This window comes from Allobosea sp. R86505 (assembly GCF_042466375.1).
Classification (GTDB): Bacteria; Pseudomonadota; Alphaproteobacteria; order Rhizobiales; family Beijerinckiaceae; genus Allobosea.
This window is the reverse complement of record NZ_JAXHPY010000001.1, coordinates 3081233-3100203: the sequence shown is the minus strand read 5'-3', so window position 1 is coordinate 3100203 and position 18971 is coordinate 3081233. Positions and strand designations below refer to the sequence as shown.

Here is an 18971-nt window from a genome sequence, read left to right as displayed (position 1 = left end):
GCTAGAGCCGCAGCAGCATTCGGGAGAACGCATGTGACGCGCAGCATCAGGCCCCTTGTGGCCGGCAACTGGAAGATGAACGGACTGAAGGCGGATCTCGCCATCGCCGCCGCTGTCGCAAAGGGCTACGATTCCGGCCTGAAGAGCGCCGTGGATTTCGCGATCTGCCCGCCCGCCAGCCTGCTCTATCCGGCGAGCGCCGCGCTGATCGGCTCGCGGATCGCAACGGGCGGCCAGGATTGCAGCATGCAGGAGGCCGGCGCCTTCACCGGCGAGGTCTCGGCCGCGATGCTGGCCGATGCAGGGGCCGCTTTCGTCATCGTCGGCCACTCGGAGCGGCGCACACTCCATGGCGAGACCAACGCGACGGTGAAAGCCAAGGCGCAGGCGGCCCATCGGGCGCTGCTGGTGCCGATCGTCTGCGTCGGCGAGACGAAGGCCGAGCGCGAGGCCGACAAGGCCGTCGCTGTCGTCCGCAAGCAGCTGCGCGGCTCGGTTCCCGACAATGCGACGGCGGCGACGCTGGTCGTGGCCTATGAGCCGGTCTGGGCGATCGGCACCGGGTTGACCCCGACGGCGGCCGATGTCGCCGAGATGCACGAGGCGATCCGGGCCGAACTCGGCCGCATGCTCGGCAAGGCGTCGGCGGCCGGCGTGCGCCTGCTCTATGGCGGCTCGGTGAAGCCGTCCAACGCGGCCGAGCTGATGACCGTCGCCCATGTCGACGGCGCGCTCGTCGGCGGGGCGAGCCTCAAGGCCGAGGACTTCTTGGCGATCGCGCGGGCCTGCGCCTGACGGCCGGCGCCAGAAAAGCCGGTCGCGCGCCGCATCACCGGGGTGGTGCGACCGCCAAGCGCGTGCTATGTGCCGCGCCGTGTTCGCCGGCCCCTCGGGCCGTCGTCGAACAGGAGGAGCGGGCGACCCTTGGCGGTGGCCCGCGCCATACCCATTTCGTGAGCTCATGCAGAACGTTCTCATCGTCATCCATCTGATCATCGTGGTCGCGCTCGTCGGCGTGGTCCTACTGCAGCGCTCCGAAGGCGGCGGGCTCGGCATGGGGTCGGGCGGTGGTGGGGCAGGCGGCTTCATGACCGGTCGCGGCCAGGCCAATGCGCTGACGCGGACGACGGCGATCCTCGCCGGGGCCTTCTTTCTGACCTCGATCGTGCTCGCCGTGATGGCCAATCAGGGCCGCGTCCAGCGCTCGATCATCGACGGCGCGCCGGCGCCGACCGCTCCCGCGGGGCCTGCCGGGCCGAGCGCCCCCAATGCCGGTGGCGTGCTCGACCAACTGCGCCAGTTGCAGGCGCCGAGCGGCGCGCCGCAGCCGCCCACGCCGGCGGCGCCAGTGCCGCAGCAGTGAGGCAGGGATGTCCCGCAAAAGTGGTTTCCGCTTTTGCGACAAGGATGTGCCCAAGCAAGTCTTGGCAGGGGCCGGGCAACCGGCCCTTCTCTTTTGTGTGGGGTGCGTTCGCCGCCGGGCGGCGCTCTCCTGTGGACAAGCGTGCAGGGCAGGACGGGGCTGCACGCCTGGACTTAGCGAATCGCACCCGTCGCTTTAGAGGTGTCCACCCATGACGCGGTATGTCTTCATCACCGGCGGCGTGGTGTCTTCGCTGGGCAAGGGCCTGGCGGCGGCGGCGCTGGCCGCCCTCCTGCAGGCGCGCGGCCACACGGTCCGCCTGCGCAAGCTCGACCCCTATCTGAACGTCGATCCGGGCACGATGAGCCCGTATCAGCATGGCGAGGTCTTCGTCACCGACGACGGGGCGGAAACCGACCTCGATCTCGGCCATTACGAGCGCTTCACCGGCCGGCCCTGCAACAAGGGCGACAACATCACCACCGGCCGCATCTACATGGACATCCTGACCAAGGAGCGTCGCGGCGACTATCTCGGCGCGACCATCCAGGTCGTCCCGCATGTCACCAACGCCATCAAGGAGTTCATCCTCGACGGCAATGAGGGCTACGACTTCACCCTGGTCGAGATCGGCGGCACCGTCGGCGACATCGAGAGCCTGCCCTTCCTCGAGGCGATCCGGCAGGTGAACCAGCAGTTGCCGCGCGGGCAGTGCATCTTCATCCACCTGACGCTGCTGCCCTACATCCCCACGGCCGGCGAGCTGAAGACCAAGCCGACGCAGCACTCGGTCGCCGAGTTGCGCTCGATCGGCATCCAGCCCGACATCCTGCTCTGCCGCACCGACCGCGAGATCCCTCGCGAGGAGCGCCGCAAGCTGGCGCTGTTCTGCAATGTCCGCGAGACGGCGGTGATCGAGGCCCGCGACGTCGCCTCGATCTACGACGTGCCGCTATCCTACCACGCCGAGGGGCTCGACAACGAGGTCCTGGCCGCCTTCGGCATGGATGCCAGCCAGGAGCCCGACATCTCCAACTGGCGGCGCATCTCCGAGCGCGTGAAGAACCCCGAGGGCGAGGTCACCATCGCCATCGTCGGCAAATATACGGGGATGAAGGACGCCTATAAATCCCTGATCGAGGCGCTGATGCATGGCGGCATCGCCAACCGCGTCAAGGTCAACCTCGACTGGATCGAGTCGGAGGTCTTCGAAAAGGAGGACCCGGCGCCCTTCCTTGAGCATGTTCACGGCATCCTCGTGCCGGGCGGCTTCGGCCATCGCGGCGCCGAGGGCAAGATCAGGGCTGCGACCTTCGCCAGGCAGCGCAAGGTGCCCTATTTCGGCATCTGCTTCGGCATGCAGATGGCAGTGATCGAGGCGGCACGCTCGCTCGCTGGTATCACGGACGCAAACTCGACCGAATTCGGCCCGACGACCGAGCCCGTCGTCGGCCTGATGACGGAATGGATGCGCGGCAACGAGATCGAGCAGCGCGCGGCCGACGGCAATCTCGGCGGCACGATGAGGCTGGGCGCCTATGCCTCGACGCTGGCGGCGGGTTCCAAGATCGCGCAGATCTACGGCACGACCGAGATCTCCGAGCGCCACCGCCACCGCTATGAGGTCAATATGGGCTATCGCGACCGGCTCGAGGCTGAAGGCATGAGCTTCTGCGGCCTCTCGCCGGACGGTCTGCTGCCCGAGACGATCGAATATCCCGACCATCCCTGGTTCATCGGCGTGCAGTACCATCCCGAGCTGAAGTCGCGCCCCTTCGAACCGCATCCGCTGTTTGCGAGCTTCGTCGAGGCGGCGATGGTGCAGAGCCGGCTGGTGTGATGCTGCGCATCGGACCGCTGGCGTTGCGCTCTGGCTGACGTATAGTGACCTCCGCGACAGGGTGACGCGGGGGTACGGCATGGCGATCTCGATGGCGGGGCTGCCCGCGTTCCTTTTGTACTTCGTGCTCGGCGCCGCGCTGATCGGCTGTTTCGTGGCTATCTATCTGCGCCTCACCGCCCATGACGAGATCGCGCTGATCCGCGGCGGCAATCTCTCGGCGGCGATCGCGCTCGGCGGCAATGTCGCGGGCTTCTCGGTGCCGCTCGAAAAGGCGATCGCGCAGGCGAGCAGCATCCCCGATCTGGTGATCTGGGCGATCGCCGCGATGATCATCCAGTTCGGAGCCTATGGGCTGGCGCGCATGCTGATCCCCGATCTGTCGCGCAAGATCGAGGAGGATCGCCTGCCTTCGGCGGTGATGCTCGCGGTCATCGCGGTGATCTCAGGCACGCTCGCCGCCGCCAGCATGACGGCCTGAGGAGGTGGCGATGAAACGCTCGACCCAGATCGGCCTGGCCGCGGCGGGCCTTCTGCTCGTCGCGAGCTATTTGGGCCGGAGCGGCTCTCAGGACCAGAGCGAGGAGAGCCTCGTCTACGGCAATCTCGCCGAGTGCCGGGCCGGCGGGCAACTGACCTCGACCCAATGCGACCAGCGTTTCCGGGAGGCCTCGGCCAACCATCTGCGCGACGCGAAGAAGTTCACCAGCACCAGCGCCTGCGAGGCCGAATACGGCTCGGGCTCCTGCCAGAGCGCGGTCTGGAACGGTGCCTCGGTGGTGGTGCCGGCGCTCGCCGGGTTCATGCTGGCGCGCAGCCTCGCCCAGGGCGGCGGCGCGGCACAGCCCCTGCTGCCGCCGACGCGCCAGGCCTGCCCGCCGGGAGGGCAGGCGCCGGAATGCCAGCAGGCGCGCTCCTCGTCATCCAGCGGTGGCTTCTATGCAGGGCGCGGCGGCTCCTCCGCGCGTGCCTATTCGACCACCTCGGGCGCCGCGCTGGTGGCGCGCGCCGGCTCGTCGCCGGGCGTGGCGACGACAACCACGACCTCACGCGGCGGCTTCGGCTCGACCGCGCGGTCCTATTCCTCCTCCTCCTCCTCCTGAGATGCGCCGGGTTCCCCTCGCGCCGCGCCCCGACTGGCAGACGCAAGTCGAGCGGCTGGGCTTCGCCTTCCACACGCTCGATGGCGAGACCTATTGGGACGAGAGCGTCGCCTATGCCTTCACGCTCGACGAGATCGAGCGCGATCTCGAGGCGCCGACGGACGCGATCGAGCAGCTCTGCTTCGCCTTCATCGAGAAAGCGATCGACGACGATGCGGTGCTGACGCGGCTGGCGATTCCCGCGGCCCACTGGGATTTCATTCGCGACAGCTGGCGGCGCGGCGACCGCAACCTCTACGGCCGGCTCGACCTCGCCTATGACGGCAGGGGCCCGGCCAAGCTGCTGGAATACAACGCCGATACGCCCACCGCGCTGTTCGAATCGGCCGTGGTGCAATGGGACTGGCTGGAGCAAGGCATGGCGCGCGGCGCGCTGCGCCCGGATTGCGACCAGTTCAACGCGCTCCACGAGCGGCTGATCGCCGCCTTCGCGCAGCTGCGCCAGCCCTCGCCCTACCGGCTGCATCTCGCCTGCGTCCAGAACAGCAACGAGGACAGGGGCACGGTCGATTATCTTATGGACTGCGCCGTCCAGGCCGGGCTCGATGCGCGCTTCACCTATGTCGAGGAAATCGGCCTGCTCTCGGACGGGCGCTTCTGCGACGGCGCCAACCAGCCGATCGAGACGCTGTTCAAGCTCTATCCCTGGGAATGGCTGTTCCGCGAGGGCTATGCCGCAAACCTCGCCTCGTCGCGCTGCCAGTTCGTCGAGCCGCCCTGGAAGGCGCTGCTCTCGAACAAGGGCCTGCTGGCCTGCCTGTGGGAGATGGAGCCCGGCCATCCCAATCTGCTGCCCGCCTTCTTCGAGGGCGACCCGCGCTGCGCCGGGCTCTCGGCGCGCCATGTGCGAAAGCCGCTCTATTCGCGCGAGGGCGCCAACATCGCCCTGATCGAGCGAGGCGCCGTGATCGACAGCGACGACGGGCCCTATGGCGCCGAGGGCTTCATCCTGCAGGACGCCGCGCCGAACCTCTTCGCCGAGGACGGCCACTATGCCGTGCTCGGCTCCTGGCTGGTCGCCTCGCAGGCCAGCGGCCTGTGTGTGCGCGAGGATGTCTCGCCGATCACCAAGAACGGCTCGCGCTTCGTTCCGCACTATATCGAAGGGTGAGGCGGGCGGGGCAGAACCGTTGCGCCCCGGCGGCGCATGACCGGCGGGCGCCGACCTGCTAGGGATGGTGTAACCCCCCTGCAGCCGTTGCGAGAGCCATGCCCATGTCCATGCCCATGACCGATCCGACCGCTGCCCCGTCGCCACGCGGCCTCGACCATCTCGTGATCGGCGTGCGCGATCTCGATGCCGCCGGCGCCTTCTACGAGAGGCTCGGCTTCACCGTCGGCGCCCGCAACCGCCATCCCTGGGGCACGGAAAACCGGATCGTGCAGTTCCCGGGGTCGTTTCTGGAACTGATCACGATCGGCGATGCCGCAGCGATTCCGGCGCCGGCGCCCAGGCAGTTCTCCTTCGGCCAGTTCGTGCGCGAGGCGCTGGAGCGTGGCGAGGGCCTGTCGATGCTCGTCCTCGAAAGCCGGGACGCCAAGGCCGATGCGGCCGCGTTCCACGGGGCCGGCATCGGCGATTTCGAGCCCTTCTTCTTCGAGCGCCAGGCGAAGCGGCCCGATGGCAGCACCGTTCGCGTCGCGTTCTCGCTGGCCTTCGCTGCCGATCCGCTGGCGCCGGAATGCGGCTTCTTCGTCTGCCAGCAGCACGAGCCGCAGAATTTCTGGAACCCCGCCTTCCAGCAGCACGCCAATGGCGCCAGCGCGCTCTCGGCCGCGATCCTCGTGACCGACGACCCCGGCAAGCATCGCACCTTCCTGTCCGCCTTTGCCGGTTTTCCGGACGTGCTCGAGGGCAACGCGGACTATGTCCTGACGCTGCCGCGCGGGCGCATCGACGTGCTCGATACCGAGGCCGCGCAGGCGATCTACCATGCCGAGCCCGACACGACGCCGGCCCGCTTCCTCGGGTTTTGCGTCACCGTTCCCGATCTCGATGCCCTCGCCGAGCGGCTCGAGGCGGCGGAGATTTCCTTCGGCCGGGGCGAGGAGCGGATCGTGGTACCGGCCGAGGCGGCGATGGGCTGCGTCATTGCCTTCGAGCAGGGTTGAGGGGCAGGCTCCCCGGCATCGGCTCACAGGATTCGCACCATCATGATCGCGCAGGCGCTTCTGAAACTCCCCGATTTCGCGCTGTTCTTCTCGGTGTCGCTCGCACTCGTGGGCGTCTACCTGGCGGTCTACACGGTCGCGACCTCGCATAACGAGTTCGGCCTGATCCGTCAGAACAACATCGCGGCGGCGCTGTCGCTCGGCCTCAGCCTGACCGGCTTCGCCCTGCCGCTGTCGAGCGCGGTCGTGCATTCGACCACCATCGCCGACCTGCTGGTCTGGGGCGCGGTCGCGATCGTCGTCCAGTTGATCGTCTATGTGCTGGTGCGGATCGTCCTGCCGAACCTCTCGGCCCGGATCGCGGCGGGTGAACTCGCGGCGGCGCTCTTCCTCGGCGCGGCCTCGCTCGCGGCCGGTGTCATCAACGCGGCGGCGATGAGCTTCTGACGGCGAACCGCCAGCGGGGTCACCCCGCCGGGCGCTCGGCGGGCAGCGAGGCGAGCAGCGCCACCAGAGCGCGGTCGTGCAGCACGACCATGCGCTCCTTCGGCTTCAGCCAGATCGCGGCATCGTCGATCGTCTCGGCATCGACGAGCTTGGCCTGGGCGACGGCGCGCTCCGGCTCGATCTCGCCACGCCGCCGTGGCGCGGCCTCCGGCAGCATGGCGTCATGCGCGTCCCGCAGGGCAGCATCCGAATGCAGGGCCCGCAACCCGTCGGCATCATCGTAGCCCGCGGCGGCGAACTCGGCCTGAAGCGCGTTGGCCCGCTGCGCGACGGCCGGCGGCTCGCTCTCCTCGGGCGTGAAGAGCAGCTTGCGGCGCTTGAGCCAGAGGCCGATGGCGAGCTGGCCCGAAGCCCAGGAGAGCGGGATCGCGAGCACGAGACCGACGATGGTCGGGGACATCCAGGCGAAGAGCGAGGTCGCGATCAGGAAGGCCGAGATGCCGGTGACGAGCCCCAGCAGCGTATGCATGCGGTGGCGTCGGACGATGTCCCGGAGCGGGATCGAGCCGTCGTCACGGCGCTGCGGGTTCCAGCCGGTGTCGCGCCCGAGCAGGATCTGGAAGACCGAGCCGGACTGGATCAGCATCATGATCGGCGCGAAGAAGGCCGAGAACAGCACCTCGATCACGGCCGAGATCACCAGCCGGATCGCGCCGCCGCCGGCCCGCCTGAGCTTGGAATCGAACAGGCTCAGCAGCAGCCCGAACAGCTTCGGCGCCAGCAGGATCGCCATGGTCAGGGCGAAGAGGTTCAAGGCGCGCTCGGGGTCGAAGCGCGGCCAGACCGGGAAGAGCGTGAACTCTGAGGTGAAATATTCCGGTCGCGCGTAGCTGACCTGAAGCACGATCAGGATGCCGACGACGAGTTGCATCAGCCAGAGCGGCGAGGCGAGATAGCCCATGATCCCGGTGGCGAAATGCTGCCGCGTCGGCGCGACGAAGCCCTTGGCGCCGATGATGCGCGAGTGTTGCAGGTTGCCCTGGCACCAGCGCCGGTCGCGCACGGAGACGTCGATCAGCGAGGGCGGGCTCTCCTCATAGGAACCCGTCAGGTCCGGCAGCATGTAGACCGACCAGCCGGCGCGGCGGATCAGGGCGGCCTCGACGAAATCGTGGCTCAGCACATGGCCGCCGAAGGGCGGTTTGCCCTTGAGGTCGGGCAGGCCGCAATGGTCGGCGAAGGCCCTGGTGCGGATGATCGCGTTGTGGCCCCAGTAATTGCCATCGCGGCCTGACCACATGGCCAGCCCGGTCGCGATGACGGGGCCGTAGACCCGCGCGGCGAACTGCTGGAGCCGGGCGAAGAAGGTGTTGCGGTTGATGATCAGCGGCAGCGACTGGATGATGCCGGCGTCCGGATCTGCCTCCATCGCGGCGGCCAGGCGCACGATGCAGGTCCCGGTCATCAGGCTGTCGGCGTCGAGCACCACCATATGCTCGTAATGGCCGCCCCAACGCGTGACGAAATCGGCGATGTTGCCGGCCTTGCGGTGATGGTTCTTCGGCCGATGCCGGTAGTAGACCCGCGCGCCGGGGCCCAGACGCTGGCGCAGCGCCAGGAAGGCCCGCTCCTCGGCGATCCAGACATCGGGGTTCGTGGTGTCCGAGACGATGAAATAGTCGAAATGGTTGCCGAGTCCGGTGGCCTCGACGGATTCGCGGATCGCCGCCAGCGCGGCGAAGGTGCGGGCGGTCGATTCGTTGTAGATCGGCATCACCACGACGGTTCGATGCTGCAGCGTCTCGACGCGGGCAGTCCGTGAGCGAGCGAAGATCAGCCCGAGGAAGCCGAGGACGGCACTGGTGAAGGCCAGAGAGATCCAAGAAAAATTGATCGTGAACAGCACGAGCAGGACATACTGCAACGAGGTCGTGCGGCTGACCGAGACGACGTTGTACATCTCCCAGGCGCCGTAGCCGGTCAGCGCCAGCCCGCCGCCGAAGACGAAGAGCCGCTTCAGCCACGGTGTGCGCCAGGCCTGCGGGGCCACCGGCCTGCGACGGTCGCTGTCCGTCCAGCGGCTGAACGACTGGACGGGCATGATCAGGCGATTTTCGGGGGGCGTCGCCGGCTCCTGGCCGGCAGCAAGCAGATGCTCGGGCATCGGGACCTCGCCCGGGTGGGGCGCCGTCACCACGTCCATCGGTTCAGCCAGGTTTCCGAGACGGGCTGTCCGCCGGACTGCAGGACGAGCCGCAATTCGCAGAGGCTGTCCGTCCCGGGATCGACCTCGAAGCCGACGCGCATCAGCTTGCGCTCCGGGAAGGGCCAGAGCCGGATGTTGTGAATCTGACCCGGTTGCGTGGTGATATGGGCCCGTGTCGAGGCGACCATGGCGGCATCCGCCAGCCTGTCGCCGGTGAAATCGACGAGGAAACGCCGCCGACGCCCTTGGCTGCCGCGGCCCTGCCGCATGCGGGTGGCGAGCGCGAGGCCGGGACGTTCCGGCGGCTGCCAGCACCAGGCCTGGCGATAGGCGATCGCGGTCTCGCTGCCGGCGGGGAGCGACTGACGCGGGCGCCAATAGGTGATGACGTTGTCGTTGACGTCCGACTCGCTGGGAATCTCGATGAGCTGGACCGAGCCCGCTCCCCAGTCGCCGAGCGGCTCCATCCAGACGCTGGGGCGCAGTTCGAAGCGCTGGTCTTCGTCCATGAAGGCGGCCGAGTCGCGCTCGCGCTGGACCAAGCCGAAGCCCTTCGGGTTGGCGTCCATGAAGGACGAAACCTGGAGCGTCGCCGGGTTGCTGACCGGACGGTAGATCCATTCCCCCGTGCCCGAGCGCATCTGGACGCCGGAGACCTCGTGCACGGCGGGGCGGATGTCGTCGAAGCCGCGCCGGCTCTGCGGCCCCGAGAGGAACGTGCCCATGGTACAGCCGAAGCCGATATGGTCGAGCTGCTGGCGGGCGAACAGCGTCATCTCGACATCCATCAACGTGACGTCGCCGGGCCGCAGCGTCATCCGCAGCGCGCCGGTGAGGCTTTCGGAATCGAGCAGCGCATGAATGACGAGCAGGCCCGAGGCCGGGTTCGGCCGCTCGATCCAGAAGGCACGGAAGAAGGGGATCTCCTCGCCGCGGGTCTCGCCCGGGCGCAGGATCAGGGCGCGGGCGAGGGCGCCGAAGTTCTGCCCCCGCGCCAGGGCCCGGAAGAAGGTTGCGCCCTGAAACATCGCCACTTCGAAGGGCCGCTCGAGACCCGTCGCGATGCGCATCCCGGAGAACTGAAGATCGACACTGGCGGCCGGCGGCGTGACACGGCCATAATCGAACCTGGAGCGATCGAAGGCGACGCGGCGGACCGCGCCATCCTCGATCGTGAACAGGTTCACCGGATTGGCGAAGACGTAGCCGCGATGGAGCGGCTCGATGGTGAAGCCGCGATTCTCGCCGGCCCAGATCAGGCTGCCCGGCTGCGCCCGGATACCGGAATACAGATCGAAGGGGAGGGACGCGTAGCCCTCGGGCAGATCGGTCGCCACCAGCGGCACGACGGGCCGTTGCGCGAGGATGCGCGCGGTGTCGATGACCAGCGAGGGATCGAACGGTTTGCCGTCGAACAGGAAGGACTGGTTGATGGCCGCAAGCGCCGTGGGAACCTGGGCACGGGCCGCGCCCGCGGCGACCAGCGTAGCGGCCGCGGCGCCGCCGGAACCTTCGAGAAACTGCCGACGATTCAAAGGTTTCGACATCAGACCCAACATGCGCGGACGACGCCCTCGCCCTTGCGCGCTTCTAGAGCATTTCCCGGTGAGATGAAAAGCGGCCGGGTCGGTAATTTCTGGCGGATGGGTCGTCTCCTAGCGGCTCGACGCGCAAACAGCCAAGCTGACTTTGGCAAATGCCGAAGGGATCGGCTATCCACCAGCTCTGCAACACCACCATGCGCCGACACGACCCGGAACGGTCGCGCCGACGGGCCCGTCGCGGCCGGCAAAGGAAACGACAATCATGACCGAAATGCAGTCCCCCCGGTCCTGCCTGGCGATTCTGCTCGCGGCCGGCGAAGGCACGCGGATGCGCTCGCAGCGTCCCAAGGTGCTGCACGAGGTCGGCGGGCGCTCGCTGCTGGGCCATGCCCTGTCGGCGCTGGCGGCGGCCGGGGCCGACAGGATCGTCGTGGTCGTCGGGCCCGACCGGCCGGAGGTGGCAACGGCCGCGCAGGCGCTGCTGCGCTCGGCCCAGATTGTGGTGCAGGCGGAGCGGAAAGGCACTGCCCATGCGGTCCTGGCGGCAAGGGAGGCGCTGGCGGCCGGTTATGACGATGTTGTCGTCGCCTTCGCCGATGCGCCGCTGGTCCGGCCCGAAACCTTCACCGCGCTGCGCGGCGCGCTGGCGGGCGGTGCGAAGGTGGTCGCGCTGGGCTTCGAGGCGCGCGATCCGGCCGGCTATGGCCGCCTCGTCGTCGGGGAGGCGGGGCTGGAGGCGATCGTCGAGCACAAGGACGCGACGGAGGCGCAGCGCGCGATCACGCTCTGCAATGCCGGGCTGATGGCGCTCGACGGGCACGAGGCGCTGGCTCTGCTCGGCGCGATCGGAAACAGCAATGCGCAGGGGGAATTCTACCTGCCGGACGCGGTCGCCGTCGCGCGGGCCCGGGGTCTGGCGACCGCCACCGTCCTCGCGCCCGAAAGCGAGGTGCAGGGCGTCAATGACCGCATCCAGCTGGCGGCGGCCGAGGCCGAGTTCCAGCGCGGCAAGCGGCGCGCCGTCATGGCCGCCGGGGCGACTCTGACGGCGCCCGAGACCGTGTTCTTCAGCCATGACACGCAGGTCGGCCGCGACGTGACGATCGAGCCCCATGTCGTCTTCGGCCCCGGCGTGAGCCTCGCCGATGGCGCCGTGATCCATGCCTTCTCGCATCTCGAGGGGGCGGAGGTCGGGCCCGGCGCCAGCGTGGGACCCTTCGGGCGCCTGCGGCCGGGGGCGCGGCTCGCCGAGAAGGCCAAGGTCGGCAATTTCGTCGAGATCAAGGCTGCCGAGATCGGGCCGGGCGCCAAGGTCAGCCATCTCACCTATATCGGCGATGCCACGGTCGGGGCCGACGCCAATATCGGGGCGGGAACGATCACCTGCAATTACGACGGCTTCTTCAAGTATCGCACCACCATCGGTGCGGGGGCTTTCGTGGGCTCCAATTCCTCGCTGGTCGCCCCCGTCACGATCGGTGCGGGGGCGATCGTCGGCTCCGGCTCGGTCGTGACGGAGGATGTCGCCGCCGATGCCCTGGCGCTCGGCCGGGGCAGGCAGATCGCCAAGGAAGGCTGGGCGAAGAGCTTCCGCGACGCCTCGCAGGCTCGTAAGGCCGCAGCCAAAAAGCCCTGAAAAGCGGCCATCGCCGCAAGCTGGCATTCACAGTTCGACATTTAGAGTGATTTTGCGTGGGGGTGCCGGAGCGCTATGCGGTTGGCCAACGGCAACGTCTGAAGAGGTCTTCGCATGTGCGGCATCGTCGGGATTCTGGGCAAGGAAGCGGTCGCGACCCAGGTGGTCGAGGCGCTCAGGCGGCTCGAATATCGCGGTTATGATTCAGCGGGCGTCGCCACGCTGGAGCATGGCCTGCTGACCCGCCGTCGCGCCGAGGGCAAGCTCAAGAATCTCGAAGTCCGCCTGTCCAGCGAACCGCTCGAAGGGTTGATCGGCATCGGCCATACCCGTTGGGCGACACATGGCAAGCCCAACGAGACCAACGCCCATCCGCACGCCACCGCCAAGCTCGCGGTCGTGCATAACGGCATCATCGAGAACTTCCGCGAACTGCGGGCGGAACTCCAGGCCGACGGCTACGTCTTCGCGACCGAGACCGACACCGAGATCGTCGCCTTCCTGGTGACGCGCGAACTCGATCGCGGCCTAACGCCGGTCGAGGCCGTGGCGGCGAGCCTGCCGCGGCTGCGCGGCGCCTTTGCGCTCGCCTTCCTGTTCGAAGGGCAGGAAGACCTGCTGATCGGCGCGCGCAAGGGTTCTCCGCTCGCGGTCGGAATCGGTGACGGCGAGATGTATCTCGGCTCGGATGCGCTAGCGCTCGCCCCTTTCACCAACCTCATCGCCTATCTCGAAGAGGGCGACTGGGTCGTGCTCAACCGCAAGGGCGCGAGCTTCTACGACAAGGCCAACCAGCCCGTGCAGCGCCGCGCCCAGCGTGTCGCCGCCGGCGCCTTCCTCGTCGAGAAGGGCAATCACCGCCATTTCATGGCGAAGGAAATCTACGAGCAGCCCGAGGTCGTCGGCCATACGCTGACCCAGTATCTCGATATGGCGGCGGGGCGGGTGCGCCTGCCCTTCGAGGGCACGATCGACTGGGCCTCGCTGTCGCGGCTGTCGGTTTCGGCCTGCGGCACGGCCTATTATGCCGGGCTGACGGCGAAGTACTGGTTCGAGAAACTCGCCCGCCTGCCGGTCGAGATCGATGTCGCCTCGGAATTCCGCTACCGCGAGGCCCCTTTGCCGGAGAACGGACTGGCGCTCTTCGTTTCGCAATCGGGCGAGACCGCCGACACGCTGGCCTGCCTGCGCTACGCCCGGCAGGAACGGCAGACGGTGCTGTCCGTCGTCAACGTGCCGACCTCGACGATCGCGCGCGAGAGCGATGCGGTGGCCCCGACCATGGCCGGGCCGGAGATCGGCGTGGCCTCGACCAAGGCCTTCACCTGCCAGTTGACGGCGCTCGCCTGCCTGGCGCTCGCTGCCGCCCGTGGGCGCGGCACGCTGTCGGCCGAGGAGGAGGCGCGCCATGTCCAGAGCCTGATCGCCCTGCCGGGGCTGATGGCGAAGGCGCTCGAGCTCGAGCCCGAGATCGAGAAGCTCGCTCGCGAGCTCTCGAAGGCCCGCGACGTGCTTTATTTGGGCCGTGGCACGAGCTTCCCGCTGGCGCTCGAGGGCGCGCTGAAGCTCAAGGAAATCAGCTACATCCACGCGGAAGGCTATCCGGCGGGAGAACTCAAGCACGGGCCGATCGCGCTGATCGACGAGCAGATGCCGGTCATCGTGGTGGCACCGCATGACGGCCTGTTCGAGAAGACCGCCTCCAACATGCAGGAGGTCGCCGCACGCGGCGGGCGCATCATCCTGATCACCGACGCCAAGGGCGCTGCCGAATGCGGCATCGAGCCCGAGACGACGATCATCATGCCGGACATGGACCCGACCTTCGCGGCGATCGTCTATGCGCTGCCGATCCAGATGATCGCCTATCAGACGGCGGTTTTCATGGGCAAGGACGTCGACCAGCCGCGCAACCTGGCAAAATCCGTCACGGTCGAGTGAGGCTGGACCCGGTCGGGATCAAGGTTCCGGCCGGCTCGCGACATATAGGCCAGCGGCCAGCAGGCACAGCCCCGTCGCCCACAGCGCGACAGGCGGTGCGTTCGTTCGCGTCAGGATCGCGAAGCTGATCAGCATCGAGCCGCAGGCGACCAGCTTCACCCTGCGGTCGATCGTGCCCGCCTCGCGCCAGCGCCGCACCTGCGGGCCGAGCCGCGGATGACCGAGGAGCCAGGCCTCGAACCGTGGCGAGGATTGCGAGAAGCACCAGGCGGCCATGATCAGGAAGATCGTGCCCGGCATCAGCGGCAGGATCATGCCGACGGCCCCCAGCGCCGTCAGGACCCAGCCGGCCGCGAACAGCAGCGAACGGCGGAAGCGGTGGATGCGGCGCGTCATCGCCCGGGAAGCTCCGCTGATTCCGTTTCCAGTGGCCACGAAAGCACCCTCCGGGCGCCGCTCGCAAGCACGGGACGCGGCGATCCTTGAATTCGGGCGGTGCCGCTGGCACGTCTGTCGCATCGCGTCCCGACGCTCGCGCCCTTCAACCCATCGGACCCGCCGCATGACGCCCACTCCGCCGGACCCACGCCTCGTCGCGCAGGCCGACCTGCTCAACCCGAGCTTCGGAACGCGCCTGCGGCGCTATTTCCTGACCGGCCTCGTGATCGCGGCGCCACTCGCCATCACCGCCTCGGTGACATGGTGGTTCGTCAATTTCGTCGACGGGCTGGTCAAGCCGCTGATTCCGGCCGCCTATTGGCCCGATACGCATCTGCCCTATCCGATCCCCGGCTTCGGGCTGATCATCGGTCTGCTCGGGCTGACGCTGCTCGGCTTCATGACCGCCAATCTCGTCGGCCGCACGCTGATCGACGCGGGCGAGGCGATCCTCAACCGGATGCCCGTGGTCCGCGGGCTCTACAAGGGCGTGAAGCAGGTCTTCGAGACGATCTTTTCCCAGTCTGGCACCTCATTCCGCAAGGTCGGCATGGTGCAGTTTCCGCAGCCGGGCATGTGGTCGATCGTCTTCATCGCCCAGGAAGCGGCGCCCGAGATCGCCGGGCGCCTGCCGGATGGGGACGAACAGATCGGCGTCTTCCTGCCCTGCACGCCCAATCCGACGACGGGCTTCTTCTTCTACCTGCCGCGCCGCGAGGTGGTGGACCTGCCGATCTCCGTGGAGGACGGTGCCAAGCTGATCATGTCCGCCGGGCTGATCCAACCCGGCGCGGTGGCCGCGAAGGGATCCTTGCGCCCGCCGCCGACGACGACGCAGGCCTGACGCGCCCCTTGCATCGCGCTGTGATTGTGGTTGAGATGGAGGCGCGGCGGGGTTGGCGCCGCCGAAATGGCGAGGCTTGGATGAGGACATTCGGTCGTCCCGCCCTTGCGGCTCTGCTTTCGGTCCCCGCCGCACTGTCGGCCGGGGCAGCCGAATATCGCCAGGCATTTCCGGAACAGACCGAAGGCTGCTTCATCCGCCGCTACGACCGCACGCATCTCGCTGCGAACCCGGCGCAGAGCGTCGCGGAGATCGTCATTGCCCGGGACCGCGCCGCGCTGCGCCGCGAGGCGATCGACGGTCCCGAGGCGCCCGAACTGGCCCTCGCCGTAAGTGCGCGGCTGCGAGGCTCGGGAAGGGTCGGGCCCGAGCCACTGGACTGTCACGGCTTAAGGGCCTGGGAGGCCTGGGAGGCCGGAAAGGGGGGGGGCGGGAGCGGCTGCAATGCGCCTCCGCCTGCGGGCGCGGCGATGTCGACATCCTTGTCGAAGGCCCGAACCGTCTGGTCCTGCGGATCGGCGGAACGGTCGAGGGGCAGCCGATCACCCATGCCATCGGCATCGGCCGGTCCTGCTCCCGCGAGAGCGACGTCGTCTGGCTCGGGGACAAGGCCGCCGACCGGGTGTTCGTGCTGGAGCGCGCCCCGACGGCGCGATGCCGGCCGTGAGGGGCCTGCCCGGAGGGCTTGCGATGCTGTCGTTCCTCGCCGTGCCGGCGCTCGCGCAGACACGTGAAACAGCGCTGGACGCGTCGCTGCCAAAGCTGGAGCCGGTCTGCTATGCGCGGTTCTACGATGCCGCCCATCTGCGCGCCCATCCCCAACAGAAGGTGAGTTCGGTCAGGCTGGTGCGGGATTTTCCGACGATCAGATCCGAACGTAGCCTGGAGGCGCAGCGCGAGGCGGAGCAGGGCCGCAGCGCCTATTTCCGCCTGATCGTGACCTACCGGGATCGCGGCTCGCACCGCTTCGTCGGCTCGGGCTCCTGCCGCGTGGCGGAGGGAGCCATCCGCTGCTCATCCGATAGCTGCGACGGCGGCGGCTTCCGGCTGCGCATCGAGGATCGCGATACACTGCTGATCGGCGATGCCAAGTGGGGGGCCGGGTTTGCAACCTCGGGCGGCTGTGCCGGTGGCGAGGGCCGCAGCCTGAACGAGGGGGCGGACGACCGGGTTTTCCGCCTGACGCGCATGCCGGTCGCGCGCTGCCGCTGAGACCCGGTCAACCGGCCCGCAGCAGCCGGATCGCGACGTCGCGCTCGAAAAGGTAGAGGAGCGTGCGGATCGCCCGGCCGCGCTCGCTGTCGAGCTGCGGGTCGCGCTCGATCAGGAGGCGCGCATCGTCGCGCGCCGCCGCGAGCAGGTCGCCATCGGTTTCGGGCCGGGCGACGCGCCAGTCCGGCGAGCCGGATTGCTTGGTGCCGAGCACCTCGCCCTCGCCGCGCAGGCGCAGATCCTCCTCGGCGATGCGGAAGCCGTCCTCCGTTTCGCGCATGATCGTCAGCCGCGCCTCGGCGACGGGGCCGAGCGGGCCCTTGTAGAGCAAAAGGCAGGTCGAGGCGGCCGAGCCGCGCCCGATGCGCCCGCGCAGCTGGTGAAGCTGGGCCAGCCCGAAGCGCTCGGCATGCTCGATCACCATGACGCTGGCATTGGGCACGTCGACACCGACCTCGATCACCGTGGTCGAGACCAGGATGCGGGTTTCGCCCGCGACAAAGGCCGCCATCGCGGCGTCCTTGTCGCGGCCGGGCATCTGGCCATGCAGCAGCCCGACCCTGTCGCCGAAGACCTCGCGCAGGGCGTCATAGCGCTCCTGCGCGGCGGCGACGTCGAGCGTGTCGGATTCCTGCACCAGCGGGCAGACCCAATAGACCTGTGCACCCTTGTCCACGGCCCGGCCGACGGCGCCGACGACCTCGTCATGGCGTTCCGAGGAGATCGCCTTGGTCACGATCGGCTGACGGCCGGCGGGTTTCTCGGCGAGGATCGAGATGTCCATGTCGCCGAACCAGGTCAGCGAGAGCGTGCGCGGGATCGGCGTCGCCGTCATCACGAGGATGTCGACCGCCTCGCCCTTGGAGCCGAGCAGAAGGCGCTGATGCACGCCGAAACGGTGCTGCTCGTCGACGATGGCGAGCGCGAGGTCGTGGAAGGCGACGCCCTCCTGGAAGAGCGCATGGGTGCCGACCGCGATCGCGATTTCGCCGCTCGCCAGTCCTTCCAGAACGCGGGCCCGGCCGGGGCCCTTCTCGCGCCCGGTGAGCAGAGCGAGCTTCAGCCCGGCCTTCTGGGCGAGCGGGGCCAGTCTCTCGGCATGCTGGCGCGCCAGGATCTCGGTCGGCGCCATCAGCACCGATTGCCGCCCGGCTTCGGCGGCGGCCGCCATCGCCATCAGCGCGACCACGGTCTTGCCCGAGCCGACATCGCCCTGCAGCAGCCGCAGCATGCGCTCGGGCTTTTCCATGTCGTCATGGATATCGACGAGCGCCTGGCGCTGGCCGTCGGTGAGCGTGAAGGGCAGGGCGCTCTCGATGGCATGGCGCAGCCGGCCGTCGCCGGAGGTGGCGCGCCCGGCGCTCTTCTTCTGCTGGCGGCGCACCAGCGCGAGCGCGACCTGGCTCGCCAGCAGTTCGTCATAGGCGACGCGACGGCGGGCGATCGTGTCGCCCTCGATCGCCTTGAGATCGTCAGGGTGATGCAGAGCCTGCATCGCCTGCGGGAAGGACGGAAAGCCGCTCTTCGCCAGGAAAGCGGGATCCTGCCATTCTGCGAGATCGGGACATTTCTCGGCTGCGGCGGCGACGATTCTCGCCATCACGCGCGGTCCGACGCCCTCGGTCAGCCCGTAGACCGGCTCGATCGAGGGAAGCGTCGCCGCGTGCTTGGGCTCGAGCAGCCGGTCGGGATGCACCATCTGGCGCATGCCGTCCCAGAGTTCGAGCTTGCCGGAGATGATGCGATAGGCGCCGATCGGCATCGTCTGCAGCAGATGGCGGACATCGGCATGGAAGAAGACGAGGGTGACGTCGCCGGTCTCGTCCTCGACGAGGATGCGATAGGGCGCCTTGGCCTTGGTTTCGGGCGGCGGGCGGTGTTCGGTGACGCGGGCGGAAAAGGTCGCGATCCCGCCGATCGGCGCATCGACGATCGAGGCACTGGGCCGCCTGTCGATGGCCCCCGTCGGCAGACGAAACAGGAGATCGACGACGCGGGCGCCTCGGGTTTCGTCACCCAGCAGCTTGTCGAGCGCCTTCGCCGTCTTGGGCCCGACGCCGGGCAGCGTCGTCACGGGGGCGAAGAGCGGATCGAGCAGGGAGGGGCGCACGCGGCAACTCGGCTTGTGTCAGGAGTGCGAAGATTTGCCGCCCTCGGGCCGCTGACTTCGCGGGATGCGGAGGCTATATAGCCCGCATCGGCAGGCTCCGCGACGGGGCCGGCCC

16 protein-coding genes are annotated in these 18971 nt (G+C 68.6%); 12 read left to right on the top strand and 4 right to left on the bottom strand.

Annotated elements, in window-relative coordinates; translation table 11 throughout:
• The first annotated feature begins 33 nt into the window (after window positions 1–33).
• From tpiA to SJY11_RS14920, 8 genes are all read left to right on the top strand, one after another.
• On the top strand, window positions 34–795 hold the full coding sequence (tpiA, locus tag SJY11_RS14955) for a triose-phosphate isomerase (RefSeq protein ID WP_376987360.1): 762 nt from the start codon (window positions 34–36) through the stop codon (window positions 793–795).
• Window positions 796–961: 166 nt separating this feature from the next.
• Window positions 962–1363 carry a preprotein translocase subunit SecG gene (gene secG / locus SJY11_RS14950; RefSeq protein ID WP_326912209.1) on the top strand — a complete coding sequence of 134 codons (402 nt, stop codon included), beginning with the start codon at window positions 962–964 and terminating at the stop codon, window positions 1361–1363.
• Window positions 1364–1574: 211 nt separating this feature from the next.
• Complete coding sequence (locus SJY11_RS14945) at window positions 1575–3203, top strand: CTP synthase (protein WP_376987359.1); 1629 nt, start codon at window positions 1575–1577, stop codon at window positions 3201–3203.
• 79 nt (window positions 3204–3282) lie between these two features.
• Entirely contained in the window at window positions 3283–3684 is a 402-nt protein-coding gene (locus tag SJY11_RS14940; protein WP_376987358.1) for a DUF350 domain-containing protein, read from the top strand.
• A gap of 10 nt (window positions 3685–3694) precedes the next feature.
• Window positions 3695–4306 (top strand): DUF1190 domain-containing protein, encoded by a 612-nt coding sequence (locus tag SJY11_RS14935; RefSeq protein ID WP_376987357.1) that lies wholly within the window; start codon window positions 3695–3697, stop codon window positions 4304–4306.
• 1 nt (window position 4307) lies between these two features.
• Window positions 4308–5477 carry a glutathionylspermidine synthase family protein gene (locus tag SJY11_RS14930; RefSeq protein ID WP_376987356.1) on the top strand — a complete coding sequence of 390 codons (1170 nt, stop codon included), beginning with the start codon at window positions 4308–4310 and terminating at the stop codon, window positions 5475–5477.
• A gap of 104 nt (window positions 5478–5581) precedes the next feature.
• On the top strand, window positions 5582–6478 hold the full coding sequence (locus SJY11_RS14925; protein ID WP_376987355.1) for a VOC family protein: 897 nt from the start codon (window positions 5582–5584) through the stop codon (window positions 6476–6478).
• Between the two features lie 42 nt (window positions 6479–6520).
• Window positions 6521–6925, top strand: a complete 405-nt coding sequence (locus tag SJY11_RS14920; RefSeq protein WP_376987354.1) for a DUF350 domain-containing protein — start codon at window positions 6521–6523, stop codon at window positions 6923–6925.
• A gap of 19 nt (window positions 6926–6944) precedes the next feature.
• On the opposite strand, the gene mdoH is transcribed toward SJY11_RS14920, so the two are convergent.
• The gene (gene mdoH, locus SJY11_RS14915) at window positions 6945–9128 is read right to left on the bottom strand and encodes a glucans biosynthesis glucosyltransferase MdoH (protein ID WP_376987353.1); all 2184 of its coding nucleotides are present in this window, start codon (window positions 9126–9128) and stop codon (window positions 6945–6947) included.
• The gene (locus tag SJY11_RS14910; RefSeq protein ID WP_376987352.1) at window positions 9116–10678 is read right to left on the bottom strand and encodes an OpgD/OpgG family glucan biosynthesis protein; all 1563 of its coding nucleotides are present in this window, start codon (window positions 10676–10678) and stop codon (window positions 9116–9118) included. The genes mdoH and SJY11_RS14910 overlap by 13 nt, the downstream gene beginning before the upstream one ends.
• A 268-nt stretch (window positions 10679–10946) precedes the next feature.
• Here SJY11_RS14910 and glmU point away from each other — a divergent pair, with 268 nt between their 5' ends.
• Window positions 10947–12311, top strand: coding sequence for a bifunctional UDP-N-acetylglucosamine diphosphorylase/glucosamine-1-phosphate N-acetyltransferase GlmU (gene glmU / locus SJY11_RS14905; RefSeq protein ID WP_376989336.1), 1365 nt, complete (start codon window positions 10947–10949; stop codon window positions 12309–12311).
• 114 nt (window positions 12312–12425) lie between these two features.
• A complete protein-coding gene (gene glmS / locus SJY11_RS14900; protein WP_326912217.1) occupies window positions 12426–14252 on the top strand; it encodes a glutamine--fructose-6-phosphate transaminase (isomerizing) in 1827 nt (608 codons plus the stop codon).
• A gap of 18 nt (window positions 14253–14270) precedes the next feature.
• On the opposite strand, the gene SJY11_RS14895 is transcribed toward glmS, so the two are convergent.
• Complete coding sequence (locus tag SJY11_RS14895; protein WP_376987351.1) at window positions 14271–14648, bottom strand: YbaN family protein; 378 nt, start codon at window positions 14646–14648, stop codon at window positions 14271–14273.
• Window positions 14649–14814: 166 nt separating this feature from the next.
• Between SJY11_RS14895 and SJY11_RS14890 the strand changes: the two genes are divergently transcribed.
• Window positions 14815–15534, top strand: a complete 720-nt coding sequence (locus tag SJY11_RS14890; RefSeq protein WP_376987350.1) for a DUF502 domain-containing protein — start codon at window positions 14815–14817, stop codon at window positions 15532–15534.
• Between the two features lie 690 nt (window positions 15535–16224).
• On the top strand, window positions 16225–16746 hold the full coding sequence (locus SJY11_RS14885; RefSeq protein ID WP_376987349.1) for a hypothetical protein: 522 nt from the start codon (window positions 16225–16227) through the stop codon (window positions 16744–16746).
• Window positions 16747–16753: 7 nt separating this feature from the next.
• On the opposite strand, the gene recG is transcribed toward SJY11_RS14885, so the two are convergent.
• Window positions 16754–18856, bottom strand: a complete 2103-nt coding sequence (gene recG / locus SJY11_RS14880) for an ATP-dependent DNA helicase RecG (protein ID WP_376987348.1) — start codon at window positions 18854–18856, stop codon at window positions 16754–16756.
• Window positions 18857–18971 lie beyond the last annotated feature (115 nt).

What these genes read in the sequence shown, in the direction of transcription:
- secG (WP_326912209.1), top strand. Translation starts at nt 962, where the DNA reads ATGCAGAACGTTCTCATCGTCATCCATCTGATCATCGTGGTCGCGCTC.
- SJY11_RS14945 (WP_376987359.1), top strand. Translation starts at nt 1,575, where the DNA reads ATGACGCGGTATGTCTTCATCACCGGCGGCGTGGTGTCTTCGCTGGGC.
- SJY11_RS14940 (WP_376987358.1), top strand. Translation starts at nt 3,283, where the DNA reads ATGGCGATCTCGATGGCGGGGCTGCCCGCGTTCCTTTTGTACTTCGTG.
- SJY11_RS14935 (WP_376987357.1), top strand. Translation starts at nt 3,695, where the DNA reads ATGAAACGCTCGACCCAGATCGGCCTGGCCGCGGCGGGCCTTCTGCTC.
- SJY11_RS14930 (WP_376987356.1), top strand. Translation starts at nt 4,308, where the DNA reads ATGCGCCGGGTTCCCCTCGCGCCGCGCCCCGACTGGCAGACGCAAGTC.
- SJY11_RS14925 (WP_376987355.1), top strand. Translation starts at nt 5,582, where the DNA reads ATGTCCATGCCCATGACCGATCCGACCGCTGCCCCGTCGCCACGCGGC.
- SJY11_RS14920 (WP_376987354.1), top strand. Translation starts at nt 6,521, where the DNA reads ATGATCGCGCAGGCGCTTCTGAAACTCCCCGATTTCGCGCTGTTCTTC.
- mdoH (WP_376987353.1), bottom strand. Translation starts at nt 9,128, where the DNA reads ATGGACGTGGTGACGGCGCCCCACCCGGGCGAGGTCCCGATGCCCGAG.
- SJY11_RS14910 (WP_376987352.1), bottom strand. Translation starts at nt 10,678, where the DNA reads ATGTCGAAACCTTTGAATCGTCGGCAGTTTCTCGAAGGTTCCGGCGGC.
- glmU (WP_376989336.1), top strand. Translation starts at nt 10,947, where the DNA reads ATGCAGTCCCCCCGGTCCTGCCTGGCGATTCTGCTCGCGGCCGGCGAA.
- glmS (WP_326912217.1), top strand. Translation starts at nt 12,426, where the DNA reads ATGTGCGGCATCGTCGGGATTCTGGGCAAGGAAGCGGTCGCGACCCAG.
- SJY11_RS14895 (WP_376987351.1), bottom strand. Translation starts at nt 14,648, where the DNA reads ATGACGCGCCGCATCCACCGCTTCCGCCGTTCGCTGCTGTTCGCGGCC.
- SJY11_RS14890 (WP_376987350.1), top strand. Translation starts at nt 14,815, where the DNA reads ATGACGCCCACTCCGCCGGACCCACGCCTCGTCGCGCAGGCCGACCTG.
- SJY11_RS14885 (WP_376987349.1), top strand. Translation starts at nt 16,225, where the DNA reads ATGCTGTCGTTCCTCGCCGTGCCGGCGCTCGCGCAGACACGTGAAACA.